This is a genomic window from Novosphingobium tardum (genome assembly GCF_042652045.1).
In the GTDB taxonomy this organism is placed as follows: Bacteria; Pseudomonadota; Alphaproteobacteria; order Sphingomonadales; family Sphingomonadaceae; genus Novosphingobium; species Novosphingobium tardum.
On sequence record NZ_JBHSDR010000006.1, the window covers coordinates 1,013,078 to 1,032,390 of the forward strand.

The 19,313-nt window shown below is 59.0% G+C and carries 18 protein-coding genes and 2 pseudogenes; 11 read left to right on the forward strand and 9 right to left on the reverse strand.

The window, feature by feature from the left end; genetic code table 11:
* Window positions 1-314: 314 nt before the first annotated feature.
* Both ACFO0A_RS12820 and ACFO0A_RS12825 read right to left on the reverse strand, forming a co-directional pair.
* Window positions 315-1,121: an enoyl-CoA hydratase-related protein gene (locus ACFO0A_RS12820; RefSeq protein WP_379539397.1), complete on the reverse strand. Its 807-nt coding sequence runs from the start codon at window positions 1,119-1,121 to the stop codon at window positions 315-317.
* Window positions 1,108-2,355: a CaiB/BaiF CoA transferase family protein gene (locus tag ACFO0A_RS12825; RefSeq protein ID WP_379539398.1), complete on the reverse strand. Its 1,248-nt coding sequence runs from the start codon at window positions 2,353-2,355 to the stop codon at window positions 1,108-1,110. The genes ACFO0A_RS12820 and ACFO0A_RS12825 overlap by 14 nt, the downstream gene beginning before the upstream one ends.
* A gap of 96 nt (window positions 2,356-2,451) precedes the next feature.
* Here ACFO0A_RS12825 and ACFO0A_RS12830 point away from each other — a divergent pair, with 96 nt between their 5' ends.
* Window positions 2,452-3,360, forward strand: a complete 909-nt coding sequence (locus ACFO0A_RS12830) for a LysR family transcriptional regulator (protein ID WP_379539399.1) — start codon at window positions 2,452-2,454, stop codon at window positions 3,358-3,360.
* A gap of 210 nt (window positions 3,361-3,570) precedes the next feature.
* On the opposite strand, the gene ACFO0A_RS12835 is transcribed toward ACFO0A_RS12830, so the two are convergent.
* From ACFO0A_RS12835 to ACFO0A_RS12845, 3 genes are all read right to left on the reverse strand, one after another.
* Window positions 3,571-5,226, reverse strand: coding sequence for a flavin-containing monooxygenase (locus tag ACFO0A_RS12835; RefSeq protein WP_379539400.1), 1,656 nt, complete (start codon window positions 5,224-5,226; stop codon window positions 3,571-3,573).
* A gap of 300 nt (window positions 5,227-5,526) precedes the next feature.
* The gene (locus tag ACFO0A_RS12840) at window positions 5,527-5,679 is read right to left on the reverse strand and encodes a hypothetical protein (protein WP_379539401.1); all 153 of its coding nucleotides are present in this window, start codon (window positions 5,677-5,679) and stop codon (window positions 5,527-5,529) included.
* A gap of 397 nt (window positions 5,680-6,076) precedes the next feature.
* Entirely contained in the window at window positions 6,077-7,105 is a 1,029-nt protein-coding gene (locus ACFO0A_RS12845) for an IS110 family RNA-guided transposase (RefSeq protein ID WP_379539402.1), read from the reverse strand.
* A 169-nt stretch (window positions 7,106-7,274) separates the two neighbouring features.
* Here ACFO0A_RS12845 and ACFO0A_RS12850 point away from each other — a divergent pair, with 169 nt between their 5' ends.
* From ACFO0A_RS12850 to ACFO0A_RS12870, 5 genes are all read left to right on the forward strand, one after another.
* A complete protein-coding gene (locus ACFO0A_RS12850; RefSeq protein WP_379539403.1) occupies window positions 7,275-7,721 on the forward strand; it encodes a GFA family protein in 447 nt (148 codons plus the stop codon).
* Between the two features lie 190 nt (window positions 7,722-7,911).
* Window positions 7,912-8,688, forward strand: coding sequence for an alpha/beta fold hydrolase (locus ACFO0A_RS12855; RefSeq protein WP_379539404.1), 777 nt, complete (start codon window positions 7,912-7,914; stop codon window positions 8,686-8,688).
* Between the two features lie 240 nt (window positions 8,689-8,928).
* The gene (locus ACFO0A_RS12860; protein WP_379539405.1) at window positions 8,929-9,270 is read left to right on the forward strand and encodes a hypothetical protein; all 342 of its coding nucleotides are present in this window, start codon (window positions 8,929-8,931) and stop codon (window positions 9,268-9,270) included.
* Window positions 9,270-9,737, forward strand: coding sequence for a GreA/GreB family elongation factor (locus ACFO0A_RS12865; RefSeq protein WP_379539406.1), 468 nt, complete (start codon window positions 9,270-9,272; stop codon window positions 9,735-9,737). The genes ACFO0A_RS12860 and ACFO0A_RS12865 overlap by 1 nt, the downstream gene beginning before the upstream one ends.
* 309 nt (window positions 9,738-10,046) lie before the next feature.
* Entirely contained in the window at window positions 10,047-10,232 is a 186-nt protein-coding gene (locus ACFO0A_RS12870) for a hypothetical protein (protein WP_379539407.1), read from the forward strand.
* A 153-nt stretch (window positions 10,233-10,385) separates the two neighbouring features.
* Here the strand turns inward: ACFO0A_RS12870 and ACFO0A_RS12875 are convergent, their stop codons facing one another.
* Entirely contained in the window at window positions 10,386-10,991 is a 606-nt protein-coding gene (locus tag ACFO0A_RS12875) for a Crp/Fnr family transcriptional regulator (protein WP_379539408.1), read from the reverse strand.
* A 136-nt stretch (window positions 10,992-11,127) separates the two neighbouring features.
* Between ACFO0A_RS12875 and ACFO0A_RS12880 the strand changes: the two genes are divergently transcribed.
* Window positions 11,128-11,982, forward strand: coding sequence for a sterol desaturase family protein (locus ACFO0A_RS12880; RefSeq protein ID WP_379539409.1), 855 nt, complete (start codon window positions 11,128-11,130; stop codon window positions 11,980-11,982).
* A gap of 15 nt (window positions 11,983-11,997) precedes the next feature.
* Entirely contained in the window at window positions 11,998-12,792 is a 795-nt protein-coding gene (locus ACFO0A_RS12885; protein ID WP_379539410.1) for a class II aldolase/adducin family protein, read from the forward strand.
* Window positions 12,793-12,829: 37 nt separating this feature from the next.
* Here ACFO0A_RS12885 and ACFO0A_RS12890 read toward each other — a convergent pair.
* Window positions 12,830-13,018: pseudogene (locus ACFO0A_RS12890) on the reverse strand (transglutaminase family protein); the annotation flags it as partial.
* 163 nt (window positions 13,019-13,181) lie between these two features.
* A complete protein-coding gene (locus ACFO0A_RS12895) occupies window positions 13,182-13,898 on the reverse strand; it encodes an IS6 family transposase (protein ID WP_379539411.1) in 717 nt (238 codons plus the stop codon).
* Between the two features lie 227 nt (window positions 13,899-14,125).
* On the opposite strand from ACFO0A_RS12895, the gene ACFO0A_RS12900 reads away from it, so the two are divergent.
* From ACFO0A_RS12900 to ACFO0A_RS12910, 3 genes are all read left to right on the forward strand, one after another.
* Window positions 14,126-14,860 (forward strand): TetR/AcrR family transcriptional regulator, encoded by a 735-nt coding sequence (locus tag ACFO0A_RS12900; protein ID WP_379539663.1) that lies wholly within the window; start codon window positions 14,126-14,128, stop codon window positions 14,858-14,860.
* Between the two features lie 28 nt (window positions 14,861-14,888).
* Complete coding sequence (locus ACFO0A_RS12905; protein ID WP_379539412.1) at window positions 14,889-16,154, forward strand: cytochrome P450; 1,266 nt, start codon at window positions 14,889-14,891, stop codon at window positions 16,152-16,154.
* Between the two features lie 62 nt (window positions 16,155-16,216).
* Entirely contained in the window at window positions 16,217-18,484 is a 2,268-nt protein-coding gene (locus tag ACFO0A_RS12910) for a TonB-dependent receptor (RefSeq protein WP_379539413.1), read from the forward strand.
* 68 nt (window positions 18,485-18,552) lie between these two features.
* Here the strand turns inward: ACFO0A_RS12910 and ACFO0A_RS15295 are convergent.
* Window positions 18,553-19,288: pseudogene (locus ACFO0A_RS15295) on the reverse strand (IS6 family transposase).
* Between the last annotated feature and the right edge of the window lie 25 nt (window positions 19,289-19,313).

Sequence of the window (19,313 nt, forward strand, 5' to 3'; positions counted from 1 at the left end):
CTACCCCTTTGCTGGAGCTCCGCCCGATCTTTGGGCTTGGAGTTGTACCGGCTTTCTCAGGAACCTACGGGGCGGAAGGCTATTGCGTCTAATATTAGTTTTGTCGCGATTAATTAATATTGGATATTAGAAGCTGCTTGAGTTGGTCGACTGCACACGCCGGCTATCCAGATCTCCCGGAGGTGAGTGCCTAGACACCCAGAGCTTCGCACGTCGGTCTTCTTTTGGGCCGGGGGAGATGGAGCCGCCGCCCCTTATGACTGTCGGTTCGGTCTTCGGACGCTAGTTGTCACCGAAGCCGTTCTCCGGCCAGATCAGCTGCCTGAGAATGCCGGAGGGCGTCGTTCGTGGATCGCATCGAGCGCTTCGCGGTGGTCATCCGTGAGATGCGCCATGACCTGATACCTCGCGGACAAGGACATGATGTCTTCGAAACCCTGCAATATACTCGCACGCATGAGCTTTTTGGTGGCCCGCAGGACTTCAGGCGGTTGCCGGCAAACCATTTCCGCAACGGCCATTGCCTCATCCATCAGGCTTTCGTCGGCCACGACACGTCCAACGAGACGCCAGTCGAGGGCCGTGGGGGCATCGATGATCTTGCCGGTAAAATACAATTCAGAAGCTCGCTCCCAGCCAATTATCCTTGGCAGGATCCAAGCGCCGCCGTCCCCGGGCACCAAGCCAATCTTCAGGAAGGTCGCACCGAACTTCGCAGAAGCGGCGGCGAGACGCATATCCGCCAGGCAGGCAAGGTCATTACCCAGCCCTATGGCCGAACCGTTGATCGCCGCGATCACAGGCATTTCAAGGCTCCAGAATCCGCGGACCACCTTGTGAATGCCGGCCTCATACAGCTTGAGAAAATCGGGGGGCCTGATGCTGGCATCGTGCGCCCAACGACTGAGCTGCTTCAGATCCCCGCCCGCGGAAAACGCGGTCCCAGCTCCAGTGAGAATGACGCAGCGCAGGGTTCGGTCTGCATTAAGTTCTCTAAGATGAGCTTCGACCACGTCGCCATCGTCGCCGAAACCCAGAGCGTTTCGTCGATCCGGACGATTGATCGTGACCACCGCAATGTCGCCGCGACGCTCCACGAGTAGCAAGTTAGACAATTGCACCGCCGAATTCTTCGTAGCGTGCGCTAACTTGGTCGACCTGATCAAAGGAGTGTTGAAATGCCGCACCGGCGGAAAGGAGCTGCTCGATGTCGGCCGAACTCAGTCCCGCCGCTACAAGAACCTCTATAGTGTGTTCACCGAGCCGCGGCGGCATACTTATACCGGGTCGCACTCCGTCAAAGCGTACCGGAACCCCGGGAAAGCGCATATGACCCATGCTTTCGTCGCTCAGCTCGCTAAAAAAATCAGTCTGCTCAAGGTGCTGGTCGTGGACCAGTTCATCGAGACCGATCACTGGTGCTGACGGGATATCGAGACGACCCAGGACATCCACCCAATCAGATGTCGACCGCGTAGCGATGATCTCAGCGAGCTTTTCGTAAAGAAGGCCGATGTTTCGTGTCCGTGCAGCAATGTCCGCGAACCGAATGTCCTCACGCATACTCAGCGATCCAACTTCCTCGAACAGATCGGTCCAATGGCGATCCGTGTAGGGCATGACGCTGATGAAGCCATCGAGAGTGGGGAATGGCGCTCTTGTGCGCGCCAGGACACGGGGATACCCAGGGCGCCCTAATGGCGGCTCGAAGTGGCCACCATACAAATGCTCCACGAGATTAAAGGCAGCCATCGTCTCGAACATGGGGATTTCAACCACGCCCCCGCGGCCGCTGCGCTCTCGAGCGCTTAGCGCCGCGAGAATAGCTATAGCAGCTACTAATCCGCTCGTCTTGTCTGCGCTCACCGTTGGGAAATAGCCAGGCATTCCGGTCTGACGCATCATCAGATCGCTGTTGCCGCACATGCCTTGAATAATGTCATCGTATGCAGGGCGCCCGGAATAGGGCCCACCTTCTCCGAACCCGTACAGGCCAGCATAGACTACCCGCGGATTGCGCGCAGCGACTGTCTCGGGATCAATGCCGAGCTTCTTGACTTTCTGAGGACGGATGTTGTGTAGAAAGATGTCGGCGCCTTCGACAAGTCTTAATAGGGTTTCGAGGCCTTCCGGATTGCGTAAATCAAGAACGATGCTCCGCTTATTACGGTTCGCTCCCAAAAACATGGCTGCCATGCCAAGTTCAGTGCTTGGCCCGGTATGCCGTGTGGAATCGCCATCCCTAGTCTCGACCTTCACCACATCTGCGCCAAGGTCGCCCAACCACTGGCTGGCATAGGGTGCCATAAGCACCGATCCGAGATCTATTACTTTAATACCGGACAAAGGAAGCATGTTAGAACCTGAGCATATGCATGAGGATTGAGGCTAGCTGTCAGTTCAAATAGGGTCCAATATCGGTAGAGAGATGTTTAATATGCAAGGGATATCATGAACCTGCAGCAGCTGCGCCAGCTTGTCGCACTGGCCGATACGCTCAGTTTCCGCCGCGCAGCGGAAAAGCTGAATATGGCCCAACCGCCGCTATCGATCTCACTCGCCAAATTGGAAGCTGAGTTTGGCGTGCGCCTGTTCGCCCGAGACCGTCGCAAGGTCACTCTGACAGCCGCGGGAGCGGCCGCCTTGCCACACGCGGCCCAGGCCCTCTTTCACATTGAGCAGGTCAAGGCAGCGGTCCGAGAAAGCCTTCTTGGTTCGACGGGCCGGCTGCGGTTCGGCTTCGTGGGCTCCGCGACCTACAGCCTGTTGCCCCGGCTGCTCAGCGGTTTCCGTTTGGAATATCCAAACATCGATCTGTTACTGGAGGAGTCTTACACCACTGCCTTGTTGCGAAAGCTCTCGGACCGAGAAATCGACGTAGCACTCGTCCGCACTCCAGTGCTTGGAGACCTAGATGCAGAACTGCATGTCCTCGAGCACGATACCCTTGTCGCGGTGGTGAAGTCGCCCGGTCCGTATGACGAACGGACCAGCATAGATATCAGCGAACTGAAGGACGCGCCGCTTATCACCCACCCCGAGGCAGCGGTTCCGAACATGAGAGCTGTTATGATGCTCATGTGCCATGAGGCCGGCTTTCAGCCAAACGTGGTGCAGGAAGCGATACAGGCACAAACGATGATCTCGCTTGTTCAAAGTGGGATCGGGGTCGCGCTCGTCGCAGGGGTCACCCGTAATTATTCGGCAAGCAACATCAAATTTCTTAAAATTAAGGGCTCGGAACAGAGCAACCGGATCGGTCTGGCGCTGGCCCTCCCGAAGGACCAGCGCAGTCGCGTAACCGAGAGATTTCTGGAATTTGCGCTTCGTCAGGCACCGTGCGACTCCAGGCTGTCCTGAGAGATCAAATGTGGCGGTTTCAGAAGACGCAATTCCCTAGGCGACATTGCCAACACACTGCCTGCTTGTTCGTGCGCGCAAGGGCTGATGATATCGGGGCCGGATAACTCAAGCGCCAGCCAAGGGGAAGACGAACCTTCCCGATGTCCGAGAAACAGCTGCCACGGACAGCTGCCACGGACAGGGGGAAGGTGCCGCCGGACGGGGCTCCTAAGCGGCCGCTACGCTCGACACTGACGATGTTTCAAGCGTCATGCCGGGGTACCCCTTCTCCATTTCCTCATCGAGCGCCGCTTTGTAGGCCAGTTGGCCGCCGATGAATGGCTGGATCTCCGGACGTTTGCCCGGAACGTTAGCACCCATGTACCATGACTTTGCCTTAGGCATAAGACTCATGTCTGCAATTTCGTTGCATCTTTCGGCCCAGTGGTGGGCCGCTTCTAGACGCGCCTCGTACCGGTGAATTCCCGTTTCGTCGAACTTGGCTACGGTCTTTACGACCCAGTCACCTTCGAGTTCAGCGGCAGTCGGCCCGTTAAGGAAAGCCGACGGGCTCTGCAACGCATACGTAAAGAGAAGATTGGGAAAACCGGGCACCATTTTGCCCAAGTAAGTAAGATATTTCTCGTCCCAGATATCTCTAATTGTTCGCCCCGCGGCGTCCTTAATGTCTAGCGATGCCAACGCACCCGTACAATTATCAAAGCCGGTCGCATAGACGATGCAATCATACTCACGCTCGACGCCGCCGGCTATGATACCGGTCTTGGTGATGCATTCGATGGGCGCGGCATTGGCGTCGATCAGGTCCACATTCTCCTGGTTATAGACATCGAAATACCATTGCTCGAGGCAAGGCCGCTTGGCTCCGAAGGGGTGCGGCGGTTCGGTGGGCGCAAGCAGTTCGATCAGGGAGTCTTTCTTGATGCGCTTGCGGATTTCGTCACGCCAGAAATAGTAGTGATCCCGGTTGCACTCTTCGTCGAAGAACAGATCCGAAGGTGCTCCGAGCCAGAAGCGGAAACCCTTCTGATCCCAGTTCCGCCGCAAGACCTCCTCTTTTTCTGCCGCGGAATGATCGGCCCAGGGGCGGTAATCCAGATCGTATGCAAAACCGCCAAATGTCTTTTTGCTATAATCCATCGCGGAACCGATCAGCGGCCCCATCTTGGAGTACTCCTGCTTGCTGTACGTCTCCTGGCCCATTGGGAGAGCGAGGTTGGGCGTGCGCTGGTAGACGGTAAGATGATCGGCCGTCTTGGACGCCTCCTGAATTGTCTGCACACCTGAAGCGCCGGTTCCGATGACGGCGACGCGCTTTCCAGCGAATGAAACCTCACCTTTTGGCCAACGTGCGCTGTGATAGGATTCGCCTTCAAACTTCTCTATGCCGGGGATTTTCGGCAGGACAGGGGTCGTTGTTGAGCCCATAGCCAATACGAGATGGCGGGCGCGACGCGTCGTTTTGTCGTTGAAACGGGCTGTCCACAAGTTCTCGCGATCGTCGAAAGAGGCGCCCTCGAGCCGCGTGCCAAACTTCATGTGGGGCCGCAATTCCCACTTATCGGCCACGAAGTTGAAGTACGGCTTCAGTTCACGCCAGCTGGGAAATTTTTCCGAAAATGTGAAGTTTTGCCTGATCGCAGGGTCCGTGAACTGATAGACCCATACCTCGGAGTCCACCCTCGCACCTGGATAATTGTTCTTATCCCAGGTTCCGCCAGGGCCCTCACCGTCGTCGAATAGTTGAACGCGGTATCCTCGCTTCAGAAATTCGTGAAGGATGTAAAGGCCCGAGAACCCAGCCCCTACAACAATGACGTCCAGATCGGTACTATCGTCGCTTCCGGCCTTCATTTCGATCATCCTCGCCCAGCCCATCTGATGGTAGGTTTTATATCAAGGCACTCGACCGACGAAATTGGACCGCAACTTGAAGCTTATCTGCCTCGTTTATCGCGCTTCGTCGATCGATTTCCGCGAGGAGGATAGCCGGTCCGTCGAGGTGCGGTCCAATATTAAAAGGGAAGAGATTAATATCGAAACGATATAGGACTAGTCATCCAAGCAACTCTTTCAAGCGGGCTCCGGCCGACCGCTCGGAACCTGGATGTTCCTGCGTCACGGAATGTTCGATTTGATCCCTCGAACTTTCGGCGCAAATCCCTAGTCCGTGGGCCAGTGCCTCATTGACGATTTCTCGGACAATCGCGGCAGCGGCTCGATTTGGGTCGCAATTGGCTGGCCGCTGCCTAAGGTCTCGGCCAGATCATTTTGCTCGGTTGGATGTAGTTCGAGAATTAACTCGGCATCGCTCATGAGCCGCTCGGTTTCGGCAATGCGAGCGCGAAGAGTCTTCTGTTCGCTTTGATCTCGCTGACATGGTGCGCTGATGGATTGCAAGTTCGGTTCCTGGAACACAGAGACACACGACCAGGATTGGGCCGTGTGTGGACGGCCCTCCGTTGGCAAGGGTATTTCGAGGCTCTGCATTCCGCTGGTCGAGGCGGCCATGTGTCCGGCCTTTCGATGCGGCATTGTCATGCGCCGCTGGCCATGATGCCTTTCGCGCGAACCGGGTCCCGACCTATAGCTCGCGCTCGAGGCGCCACGGCCCAAAATGGGTTTTCCCGATCCGGCGGTTTCAACCGGCTTTGTGCATCAACTCCTCGTTGCCCTTTCCAACATCGCCGGCGCGGTGCTCCGCGCTAAGCTCTTACGCTGCCATCGGCATCGGCTCTCGGTAGCGCTCACCGCTGGTCATCAGCGCCCAGATCGTGCGCGCGTTCTTGTTCGCCAGCGCTACTGCCGCGACCTTGGCTGGGCGGCGCGCGAGCAGCTGGACCAGCCAGGGTCGCTTCGTGCCATGCCGCTCGGCATAGCGGATCACTGCCATCGCCCCGACCACAAGCATCTGCCGAAGGTATCGGTTGCCGGCCCGCGTGATGCTGCCGAGCCGATCCTTCCCGCCCGATGAGTTCTGCTTCGGCACGAGTCCGATCCAGGCCGCCAGGTCGCGCCCGGTCCTAAACACGGTTGGATCGGCGACCGAGGCGACGAACGCACTCGCCAGAAGCGGACCCACGCCGGGGATATCCATCAGCCTGCGCCCGAGCTCAGTCCGCCGAGCGCTCGCGAGCACACGCCGGTCGTTCTCGAGGATCTGCTGCTTCACGACTTCGAGCTGCGCTGCCAGCATCTGCAGGCACAGGCGTGCATCCTCCGGGACACGATCGTCGCCCGCATCCACGACCACCTCGAGCAGCCGTTCGACCCCGAGCCGGCCGACCGGTGCCACTACGCCGAACTCCGAGATGTGAGCGCGGATCGCGTTCGAGATCTGCGTGCGCTGCCGGTTCAGCATCAGCCGCACCCGGTGCAGCATCATCAGGCTCTGCTGCTCCGGGCTCTTCACCGCGACGAACCGCATCGTCGGGCGTGTGACCGCCTCGCAGATTGCTTCGGCATCGGCGGCATCGTTCTTCCCGCACTTGACGTATGGCTTCACATATTGCGCCGGCATCAGCTTCACATCGTGGCCGAGTGCGATGAGCTCACGCGCCCAGTAATGTGAGTTGTTACAGGCTTCGATGCCGACCAAGCATGGCGGCAGCTTCGCGAAGAACGGCAGCATCCTTGCTCGCGTCAGTCGGCGACGGATCAGTACCTCGCCATCCGATCCAACCCCGTGCACCTGGAACACCGACTTCGCGATATCCAGACCTATCGTAATGACTTCGCCCATATCGACTCTCCTTCCAGCTCAACCCCGCGATCATAGCGCGGGAGGGGGTGGAGAGCCGTCCACAGCATCAGTTGCCGACTGTCTGCTTTTCCGTCTGATCAGCCGGGAAACTGTCGGTCCGCTACCGACCCCATTGCGGACAAAGGAGCGAAGGAGCAGACCGTGAGCGATGGCATTCCAATCGCCCACCTCGACAGTAATCCGACAGGCTCAGTGCCATTGCGGTGGCCTACAACTCGAATGCATCGGCGAGCCAACCAAGGTATCGCTCTGTCACTGCCTCGATTGCCAGCGACGAACAGGCTCGTTGTTCAGCGTGGCCGCCTTCTACCCCCGAGATGCTGTTCGGATTGTGAGTGATGAGGCCGGCTCGTTCCGTCGCCCATCAGGCAGCGGAAAGGATGTAACGTTTCATTTTTGCCGTGCCTGCGGTTCTAACCTTTGGTGGGAAGCTGAACGATTACCGGCCTTGATCGGTGTTGCCGTCGGTGCTTTCGCCGACCCAGGGTTCCCATTACCAGAACAGCAGGTGTGGGCTGAAAGCCGGCATCCTTGGCTGCTTTTAACCGACCTCCCGACACACGCCAAGAATCCCACCCCGCCAACGATGAGATGACGTCCGCATTCCACCCCAATTGCTGACGTAGCCGTCCGGGATCAGCTTCCCAGAATCTGACGCAGTATCGAGGCCTGCTTACTGGCCGCTGTGGGGTCGGTTACAGACTATCCGGTTTTGCGGATCAAACCGAGGAAGCGGGCATTCGCCAGTCTGGAGGCCATAAGTCGCTGCGAGGCGTTCTATCGCCATGACCATGCACCACACGCGCTCAGGCCGCGGTAAACCCCTCCTGCTCATTCACGGTTTGGGGGGAAGTCACCGGTCTTGGGACACAGTCTCTACCGCACTCTCGAACGAACGTGAGGTAATTGCCGTCGACCTGCCCGGCCACGGTCAAACCGCTGCGGATGTCGACAGCGGCACGTTTGCTGGCTTGGCGCGTGGCATGGAGGACTGGCTGATCAACGAGAATCTCGCAGGTATTGATATGGTTGGCAGCTCCATGGGCGCGCGCCTCGTTCTAGAGATGGCACGGCGCGGTCGCGCCGGTGCGGTTGTCGCTCTCGATCCGGGCGGGTTCTGGCAAGGTTGGGAACGCACGTTCTTCAGAACCACGATTTCGGCGTCGATCGCTCTGGTGCGGGCAATGCAACCAGTTCTTCCCGCCATCACCAAGAACGTCGCCAGTCGGACCGCACTCATGCTTCAGCTTTCTGCGAAGCCATGGGCGCTGGATCCCTCTTTGGTTCTGAACGAACTGCGATCGTTCGCTGGTACCTCTACCTTCAACTCCCTGGTCAAGGACCTTGCTACAAGTCCGATGCAGGAAGGTCCTGCCGCCACCGCTGCCCCCGTCGTCATCGGCTGGGGCCGCAAGGATCGATTGTGCCTTCCTGCGCAAGCGAGCCGAGCGATGGCTGCCTTTCCAGATGCAACGATGCACTGGTTCGAAGAGAGTGGCCATTTTCCTATGTGGGATCAACCGCCCGAAACAGTCCGCGCTATTCTCAACGCCACGGGTTAGCCGGGATTCGCTTGGACCGGTCAAATCTGGGCCGATTGCAGAACGGCTGCTTTCGGGTCCAAGGGCGTTGAAGCGGACATACGCGCGGCGCCTATAGCTACCGAGCGCAACTGGGGCCCGGAGATCCGGAGGTCGCTTCTCGAGGAAGCATCCCTTCACAAGCTCGAAGGCCGGCCGATCTGGCAATGTCGCCCGCGCGCTCTATACGGGCGCTCCGGCAGCTCCCGTTGAGGCAAGCACATGGCCCGCAAGCATTCCAATCATGACCGTTTCGAAACCTCATGGGCCGAGGACGACAACACTGCGGCAGCGACGACGCCCTGCTGGCTATGCGGCCGTCCGACCGGGGAGAAGATCGTTTGGCATCATCCTGTACCCAAGAGCCGGGGCGGGCGTAATGTCGTGCCGATGCATCCGATCTGCCAGCAGACGCTGACGGTCAATTTCACCAATTCCGAACTGCAGCGCCACGGAATGGATTTGGAGGGCCTGCTGGCCAATCCCGCCATGCGCAAGTTCGTGGATTGGGTGGCGAACAAGGATCCCGATTTTACCGCGACGATCTCGAAGAAGAAGCGCTGATGAGCGTAGCGTTCCGTCGCGACGGCGACGAAGAGCATCTGGAGCCGAAATTCGAGCTTCCGATCCCAGCTGGTCCAAACTTCGTGACCGCGCGTGGACTGCGGCTGATCGACGAACGGATCGCCGAGCTGGAAGCCCTCATTGCCGACTCTACCGACCCACCAAACATCGCCAGCTTTCAACGTGATTTGCGTTACTGGCAGACTCGGCAAGTCACGGCCGATCTGGTGCCAGTGCCTTCCGGCGCTAAGGTAGAGTTCGGCACGGAGGTTCACTTTACATTGAACGGCATCGCCCGGACCCTTCGGATTGTCGGAGACGACGAAGCGGCGCCGTCTGACGGTCTGATTTCCTTCAACGCACCTTTGAGCCGAGCCATGCTGGGCGGGCAGGAGGGAGACCTGCTCCCGTTCGGCAAGGCCGAGGATGCGATCGAAATCCTGAGCGTGAATGTGCCGGAGCAATAGCCGTCTTGCGAAGCGCACAAGCTGCCTCCCTGGGTTACTAGGGCTTGGAACTGTACCACCCGATTTGCTGTCTCACCTCGAGTGATCGTTGACAGCTCAGGCGTTTAAACGCTCAACACACGCAATCTATTACGAAGCATCATGCGGACCCGGCGGAGCGTTTGCAGGATGATGCACCTGACCCACCATATGAAGGGCAAGCGAGTCCCCCGCCCTGTGAGCTGACAATTCTGGGGTCGCCGCCAGGCCCTCGACAGGGTACGTCCTGAGCACCTAGGCGATCGCGGCACAGCTATTGTTGCAACGATCATGAACACCCTCACGGGCCGCCCCATACAGCGAATGAAGTTTCAACGGATGCCCAAGCCATGGGCGTCTTTCACCTTGGAGAATGGCACACTCGTGACTGCCGAACGGATCGACGTCGGCAAGCCCCCTCCGGGAAAGTTCGTGGCGCCAATCGACGTCTGGGTTTCGCTGAAACCTCAGAAGTAGCAGGATGTGGGCGTCTGAGAGGCTCCACAGGCGCAGTCAAAGCAACTGCGCTCAACGGATGAGGCGGATCGCCGCTCAGTTGAGGGTCGGCTGCCGGCGATTTCTGGGCCGTTTGCCGCATGGCCGGTTTTGGTGAAAACTAAGCGAGAACAGTCATAACCCAGCCGCCAACGCCTCAAGGCCCACCGGATCGCATAATGTGATCCGGCCGTACCCACGTTCAATCAGGCCGGACTCGGCAAACCGCGCTAGCGCCTGGCCGGTCGTCACTCGCGAGACGCCAACCAGATCGGCCAAGTCCTGCTGCGTAGCGGTGATGGCGGGGCCGTCGCGCACAGCGATGTCGGAAAGCACGCGCGCCAACCGCGCGTGGGCCGATAGCCGTCGGTCGCGATCAACGCGATCGAGCGCGGTGCGCAGCTGGTGCGCAAGCGACCTCAGCAGCCATTGTGCGAACGCAGGCTCGTCGGCCAGCAGCCGGTCGACGAGCGCCGCGCCGATCCAACTCAACTCGACGTTGCCCTCGGCGACAGCATCGACCTGTCGCGGAACCTGGGCGAAATAGGCCAACTCGCCGAACAGGTCGCCGGGACCAAGCACCGCGAAGACGGTCACGTCACCTGTCTCGGCGAAACGGCAGACCACAACGCGACCCGAGACTACGAGCCAGAACCCGTCGCCCTCGTCTCCCTGCTGCTGGATCGTGGCGCCATCGTCGAAATGCCGCCGCCGCCCGGCGCCCGCAAGCATCGCCGTCATCGCGTCGTCGGCGCGGGTGCGGGCAATTCCACCGAATTGATAAGTTCTTTGCATTCCTGAGCGCTGCAATGGCTTATTGCGTGTTCCGGCACAAGCGGCCGGGCGCGCAATCCGGCCCGCGCAAAGGAGAGAAGAGATGCCCGTCGCCACCCAGGCTGTGATTGCGATCTATCTGGGCTTCGGCCTGCTGGAACTGTTGAGCTCAAACCTGTTCGCCAAGCCCGAGCAGTGCCGGAACGACGGGATCGTCGAGGTCGTCTCGACCGCCATGTTGCTGATGGTCACGCAGCCGGCGATCATCACGCTGGTCGACATCCTCGGAGCGCGGTTTCTTCCCGGATATCGCGGCGCGCTCGCAGGCCTCAATTTCTTCGCCGCGCTCGCGCTGTTCCTCGTGTTCGAGGACATGATGCAGTACTGGTGGCACCGCGCCTCGCACAGCTTCGCGTGGCTCTACAACCTCCATCGCGCGCACCACAACGCCCGCTACATGAGCGTGCGGCTGGTCTACCGCAACAACGTCATCTATTATGCGATGATGCCCAGCCTGTGGTTCGCGGCAGCGCTGATCTACCTCGGGCTTGGGTGGTTCTATGCCGGCTATCTGGTGGTCAAGATGCTGGTCATCATTGGCGCGCACAGCGACGTGAAGTGGGACGCCCCGCTCTATCGCATCCCCGCGCTGTCACCGCTGATGTGGCTGGTCGAGCGGACGATCTCGACGCCTTCGACGCACCACGCGCACCACGGCCGCCACCTCGACGATCCAGCGGTTCACTACAAGGGCAACTACGGCAACCTCTTGTTCTTCTGGGACGTGCTGTTCGGCACCGCGCAGATCACCCGTAGCTATCCGGCGAGCTACGGCGTCGAGAACCTCGCCGACGCGACGCTGGGCCAGCAACTGCTGTGGCCTTTGTTCGCCGAGAACACGGACTTGCACTACAGCCCGGCGGGGTCGGCGCCCGCCGCTCGGCCGGCGACTGCCTGAGGGAAGGAACCGACCATGGCGACGATGCTCGATACCGCGACCGCCACGAACGATGAACATATCCGCTCGAGCGCGAGTGCGGAGGAATGGACGGTCCGCGTCGACCTCGCCGCATCCTATCGTCTGGTTGCGCTGTACGGCTGGGACGACCTGATCTTCACCCACCTCTCGGCGCGCGTGCCCGGCCCCGAGCACCATTTCTTGATCAACCCCTACGACATGATGTTCGAGGAGATCACCGCATCATCGCTGGTCAAGATCGACGTCGACGGCAATCCGGTGGTGCCGAGCGCGCACCCGGTCAACCCGGCTGGGTTCACCATTCACTCCGCGCTGCACATGGCGCGCGAGGACGCGCACGCGGTGATGCACCTACACACGCCCGCTGGCCAGGCGGTGAGCGCGATGGCTGAAGGCCTGCTGCCGCACACCCAGACCGCGATGATCGCGCGCCACGACATCGCCTATCACGAGTACGAGGGTATCGCGACCGAGCTCGAGGAGCGCGAGCGCCTGGTCGAAGACTTAGGCGCGCGCAATGTCATGATCCTGCGCAACCACGGCACCCTGGCGGTGGGCGAGTCAGTCGCCCAGTGCTTCCTGCGGCTCTATTTCCTCGAACGCGCCTGCGACGCGCAGGTCAAGATGCTCAGCGCCGGCCGCGATGGCCTCCACAACCCGCCGCAGGGCACGCCGGAGAAGGTTCGCGAACAATCGGGCGGGCCCGCACTGTCCGTCGTCGCCGACCGGCTCGCGTGGCCCGCACTGCTGCGCAAACTGGACCGGATCGACCCGTCGTATCGAACCTGACCGCCACCTCGCGCTCATCGGTGGTGGCCGTTCGCAGTCAGGAAGGCTCCAGTTCCCGCTGCGGAACGGCGGACAATTTCGGTGCGATCTCAAGATCGAGAGTCGTGACTTCGTCGGTATGAACCTTGAAGTCCCTAAGGCGCGCATCGCGGAATGCGGTGGTTAGCGCAACATCGGTCGCATCCCTGCCGATCGCCATTGCAATCCGACCGATCCTGGGCCGGGAGGAGACTGTCCGGCTTGAGCGACCAGACAGAAGAAAGCCGACATCCAGAGTGCAATCCTTTTGCTGCATTCGGCGAGGTCGCCATTGGGCGATTTGGAAGGTGCTGTCAGTCTAACCGCAACTCGTCTCCGATTGGCAGATCTTCAGGTTTGAGTGCGCGGTCTTAGGCCATGAGGCTCTGCCACCCGACCAGTGCGGCCGAGCGGCGTTGCTTGTAGGTCTGGCGGTCGACGAGGTGGCGTTCGAGGTTGAAGTGGTTGTGGACGTTGGCGTGGACCGAGGCAAACTTCTGTAGCGTCTTCATTCGTCTGAATCTGAGCATCGCGCGCTCGCGTCGTCGGAAGGACAGGTGGCTGTTCTCCACCCGGTTGTTGGCCCAGCGACCGACCTCCTGTTTGTCGGCATTGCCCAGGTCTTTCATCGCGGCCTTGTACGAGCGCAGGCCATCGGTAGTGATCTTCTCAGGTGAGCCGTGGCGCTTCAGCGCCTTCTTCATGAAGGTCAGCGCCGCTGCCTTGTCGCGGGTCTTCGTGATGTAACTTTCGAGGATCTCGCCTTCCTGGTCGACGGCGCGCCACAGGTAGACCATCTCGCCGTTCAATTTCACATACATCTCATCGAGGTGCCAGCGCCACTGCCGGAAGCCACGCATCCGGCTCACGCGCTGCCGGCGGATGTCCCCTGCGAACAGCGGACCGAACCGGTTCCACCAATGCCGCACCGTCTCATGGCAGATGTCGATCCCACGCTCGAACAGCAGGTCCTCGACATTGCGCAGCGACAGGGGAAACCGCACGTACATCATCACCACGAGACGGATCACCTCGGGCGATGAGTTGAAGTAGCGGAACGGACTGGCAGGCTGGCGTTTGCGGGGCATGCGCGCCCCGCTAGCCGTCAGTTCCTAACGAGCGGTGCACTTGCTCTGACAGAGCCAAGGCGTGCATTGGCCGTCATTTCGCAGCGGACCTGCGGATTGCGCCGGTACCTGAGGCAATCAGTCCTTATAGAGGCAAGCCGGCGGGCGGCGCAGTTGATCTGGTTGAGGCGCGCAACTATCATGCCTGACAGGTATGATTTCAGAATCGCATTTTTTTGGTGAATGATGTGAGAGAGGCAGCACCGGTTGCGCCGAACCCAAAGCAGACCCGCCGGGAGGACATCTTAGCGGCTGCGATCAAAAGTGTCGTACGGGACGGCTATAATCGCACGACTATGTCTCACGTTGCTAGGCTGGCGGGGGTAACGCGGCCACTGGTGCAATATTATTTTCCGACCCGCGAGCTTCTTCTGCGAGCTGCAATTCGTCGTATCCTTGATGATTGGCGTGAACGTTATTTCTCTCTTTCAAACCCAGAAGAGGAATCTAAAGACATTCTGTCTGGTATTATTAGATTATGGAATCACATGCATCTGCCCGAGTACCAAGCTTACTACGAATTAGACATTTCATCGCGGACTGATCCAGAACTTCGCAGGATAATTGACGAATTAAGCGCTGACGACGCACATATGCGTTACGATGAGGCTGCTATAAAATTTTCAACATTTTCTGTTGCCGATAAAGCTGCATTTACTGAGGCGCGCGCCTTTACCACAATCTTTCTTGAGGGCCTTTTGAGGCACCGCTTCGGTTCTCCAGCAGAAGACTCGACCCAGGAGCGCCAGTTGGCCCTCCTTTCCTCACTTTTGAGAGATTATTGGTCAGAGCGCGGCGTCCAGGCATCATCGGATCCGGTTTCTATGCCTTCGGCCGAGCCCAAACTGAACAGACTTCGTCAGGCTGCCGAGGAGCTCATTGAATGCCTGAATGAGCTATCAAAATCGGCAGGCCCTCACTAGCATCACTGATAGTAACAGTCCTCCACCAGTGGCAGAGACCGAGGGTGGCGTGGGGCAACCGAATATCGACTTGTTTGATCCAGCCACCCAGGAGGACTGGTATCCGGCCTATCGGGAGCTGAGGGATAACCACCCGGTCTACCGACTCCCTGGGTCAGATTTGTATGTCCTGACCCGCTACGAGGATATCATGCGCGTGGTTCGGGACCCGAAGCTCTTCTCGGTGGAGCATGAGCGCCTAGGAGGCGATCTACTCATCAAACATGAACAAGCGCGGGAGTTTTACCGCGAGAACGGACTGGGAAAGGAAACTGGAGTAGGCCGCTGGTCTCCATTGTCCACCGATCCCCCTCGCCATCGGAAGTATCGCGATCTGGTCGACCGCTTCTTTCAGGGAAGGGCTCTTCTGGACGCCCGGCCACTGATCGAGCAACTTGTCGACGAGCTCATCGATGGATTTGTTACCCAAGGTGAAGTTGAAGTAGTCAGTGCATTTGCGGAACCCTTGCCGGTCACCGTTATCACTTCGCTCTTGGGTTTGCCGCTCGAGGATATACCCCAGCTGAGACAGTGGTCGGCCGCTTGGGCGGCTCCATTCGCAAGGGGGTTGTCGCTCGAGCAGGAGATGGAGGTCGCGCGTCAAGGCGTGGATTTCCAGAATTATATTCGCGATGTTGCAAATGAGCGACGCCGCAACCCACGCGAAGACATCATAACCCATCTGGTTCAAGCTCGCTACGACGACGAGCGGCCTTTAACGGATCATGAGATCGCCTCGATCGTCGACCACCTATATATTGGCGGCAACGAAACCACGACGTTTGCGATAGCGTCTGGCTTGTGGCTCATGCTGCGCGAGGCACAAATCTATAAGGCGCTAATTGCCAATCCGTCGCAATTGCCGACGTTCGCCGAAGAGGTCCTTCGCCTAGAATCCCCCACCCAGGGCCTGTACCGGACAGCCTCGGCCGACACCGAGATACGTGGTGTCCCCATTTCAAAAGGTGCCACCATTCACATGCGGTTTGCCGCCGCCAATCGCGACGAAGCAGTATTTGCTCATCCCGACAAAGTTGATCTCGGTAGGAAGAACGCTTCCCGTCATCTGGCCTTCAGCAAGGGGGAGCACCATTGTCCTGGCGCTGCTCTTTCCCGGCTTGAACAGGTGATAGCTTATGAGCGGCTCTTGGAGCGGCTACCCAACCTTCGGCTGACCCCCGGGGCCAATGATTTCACTCACTGGCCAGGCTTCGTGCTTCGTGCGCTCCGCCATCTCCATGTCTCTTTTGACTAAGCTAGGTTTCGTTTTGATTTGACGCCGACCGGATAAAACCGGCGGCCTTAGGGAGGGTATACATGTTGCTCAGAACCTCGTCTCGAGCCGCAATCCTGATGCTCTGTTTTGCATCGAGCCATGCGGCTCTAGCGCAAGCTACCTCCGGAACACCTTCAGCCCCCAGCGACTCCGTGACGGCGACGGACACCGTAGAAGAGACGCCTGCAACAGCGGGCTACGGAGATATTGTTGTAACTGCTCAGCGACGCTCTGAGCGACTACGCGATGTGCCAATCTCGATAACCGCCGTTACCGGTGATGCTCTCGCGCAGGCGGGCGTAGCAAACGTTCGGGAGCTAGGTAACCTTGTTCCGGGACTAACCTTCACTACGCAGGGTACCTTCGCCCAGCCGACGATCCGCGGAGTCCAGTCTTCCATCAGCGTGACCGGATCCGAGAATCCAATCTCCATCTATATCGACGGGTTTTATCAGCCAAACCAAGTGGCAAACATCTTTGACCTACCCGACGTATCTCGCGTCGAGGTCCTCAAAGGCCCTCAAGGTACACTTTTTGGTAGGAACGCCACGGGCGGGGCGATTACCATCTATACGCGCGATCCTAGTTTCGTCCCTACGGGCGATATTGTCGTTAGCGATGGCGTGTTCAGCGGCGGAGGCTCGCATCGCTCGAACGAGTTCACCGCCAAGGCTTTCTTGAGCGCTCCGCTAGTCGAAGACGTCCTCGCGGTAAGCGTCAGTGGTTATTACGACAAAATTGATGGCTATCTTGTCGATGACCGCACCGGTCGGGGCACGGGAGAAGTCGAGAGTTACGCTGTTCGGGGAAAGCTTCTGTTTAAGCCCGCTCCGGGACTACGATTTATTCTAGCCGGTTTTGCCGATCATCGTCACGATGACGCCGCTGCTTCTGCAGCGCCCCTGCGCGGCAATACCAATGCCCAGTTTTATCCGCCCTTCTTGATCTCTACGAAACCGTACCATCTGGCGAGTGAGCTAAAGGATAGTGTCGTACCGACACGATCGGAGCATCGAGGCGCGACGCTGCGAGCGGAGTTCGACTTCCTGGACGCCGGCAAACTGACGTCTCTCACAGGGTACACTTTCGCTGACTCCGTCACGACATCGGACATTGATGGCGCATATGCCCCAACTTGTCCGTTTCCCCGATGCCTCTTGTATAACGTGAACTACGGCCCGTCGCGAACCTTTCAACAGGAGCTCAGCTTTGCTTCCGAGAAGTTCGGCGCTCTCAGCTTTGTCGCTGGCTTGTTCTATTACCACGACCGCAGCGATTCCACGACGAACCTCAATCCTCCGCTCAACCCAGACGGCTCTTTGGTCGACGGCGGAGTTGGTTTGGTTCGGAGCGCGGCCACCGTTCGGACACGGTCCTATGCGGCATTTGGTGAGGCAACGTTGGACGTCACCGATCGGCTCCACCTGATCGGGGGGCTCCGGTACAGCGTCGACAAGAAAAGTGGGGTCGGCAAGCGAGGCGTAGCGGGAGTGCCGTTCGCATTCGGAGGGCTACCGACGTCACATCGTTGGACGCCCAGATTTTCGGCACGGTTCGACATAACCGACGTCGCGAACATCTACGCAACATACAGCAAAGGGTTCAAAAGCGGGGTAATCGACGCCCAAGGCTTTACCAACTCGCCCGCCCTGCCGGAAACAATCAGTTCATACGAAGTTGGAACGAAGATTGGAGGACCCCGGTACAGCTTCACCGCTGCGGCGTTCCTTTATGATTACAGCAATCTCCAAGTTCAATTTTTCAATGGAACGCGCACGCTTCTCGGAAATGCGGCAACCGCCCGAATTATCGGCTTGGATATCGACGCATCGGCGGAAGTCGCTGAGGGCTTGCAATTGCGCGTCGCAGGTTCATGGCTGCCCAAGGCCGAGTATCGGAACTTTCCCGGCGCTGTTGCCTTTCTCTTGCCCAACAAGCCTACAGGCATGGCTCAAACTGTAATCGATGCAAGTGGACACCGCATCCTCAAATCGGCGAGGCTTGGCGGATCAATCTCCGCCAATTACTCGCGGACAATCGGTTTGGGTCTGCTGGAGGCTAATGCAACGTTGGCCTACTCGAGCGGTTACAATTGGGAACTCACAGACCGTGTGAAAACAGTTAGACATGCGATCCTTAACGGGCAGCTGGCTTTAACCCCCTCCGACAGTGATGTGCGCATCGCGTTGTTTGGAAAAAACCTTACAGGGCAGCATGTGATCAGCGGGACACTTCTTGCGGCGCAGATCGATGGGGTGGAATACACTCCCCCACGCCAGATTGGCGTGAGCGTTGGTTATCATTTCTAAGGAGGGTGCTGTCAGTCTAACTGCCACTCGTCACCGATTGGTGGAGCTGCAGCCTTGAGCGCGCGGTCCTAGGCCATGAGGCCTTGCCACTCGGCCAGTGCGGCCGAGCGGCGTTGCTTGAAAGTTTGTCGATCGACGAGGTGGTGTTCCTGATTGAAGTGGTTGTGGACGTTGGCGTGGACCGAGGCGAACTTTTGTAGCGTCTTCATTCGCCTGAACCTGAGCATCGCGCGCTCCCGTCGTCGGAACGACAGATGGCTGTTCTCCACCCGGTTGTTGGCCCAGCGGCCGATCTCCTGCTTGTCGGCACTCCCACATCTTTCATCGCGGCCTTGTACGAGCACAAACCGTCGGTCGTGATCTTCTCGGGCCTGCCGTGACGCTTCGGCGCCTTCTTCATGAAGGTTAGCGCCGCTGCCCTGTCACGGGTTCTCGTGATGTAGCTCTCGAGGATCTCGCTTTGCTGGTCGACCGCGCGCCACAGGTAGACCATCTCACCGTCGAGGTTGGCTTCGCCGCCCTTCGGATCACGTACAATTCGTCAAGGTGCCAGCGCCACTGCCGGAAGCCGCGCATCCGGCTGACCCGCTGCCGGCGGATATCGCCTGCGAACATAGGCCCGAACCGATTCCACCAATGCCGAACCGTCTCGTGGCAGACGTCGATCCCACGCTCGAACAGCAGGTCCTCCGCGTTGCGGAGCGACAAAGGGAAACGAACATACATCATCACCACAAGGCGGATCACCTCGGGCGATGAGTTGAAATAGCGGAACGGGCTGGCGGGCTGGCATTTGCGGGACATCAGCCCGCCCTGCCCTCTTCGGATC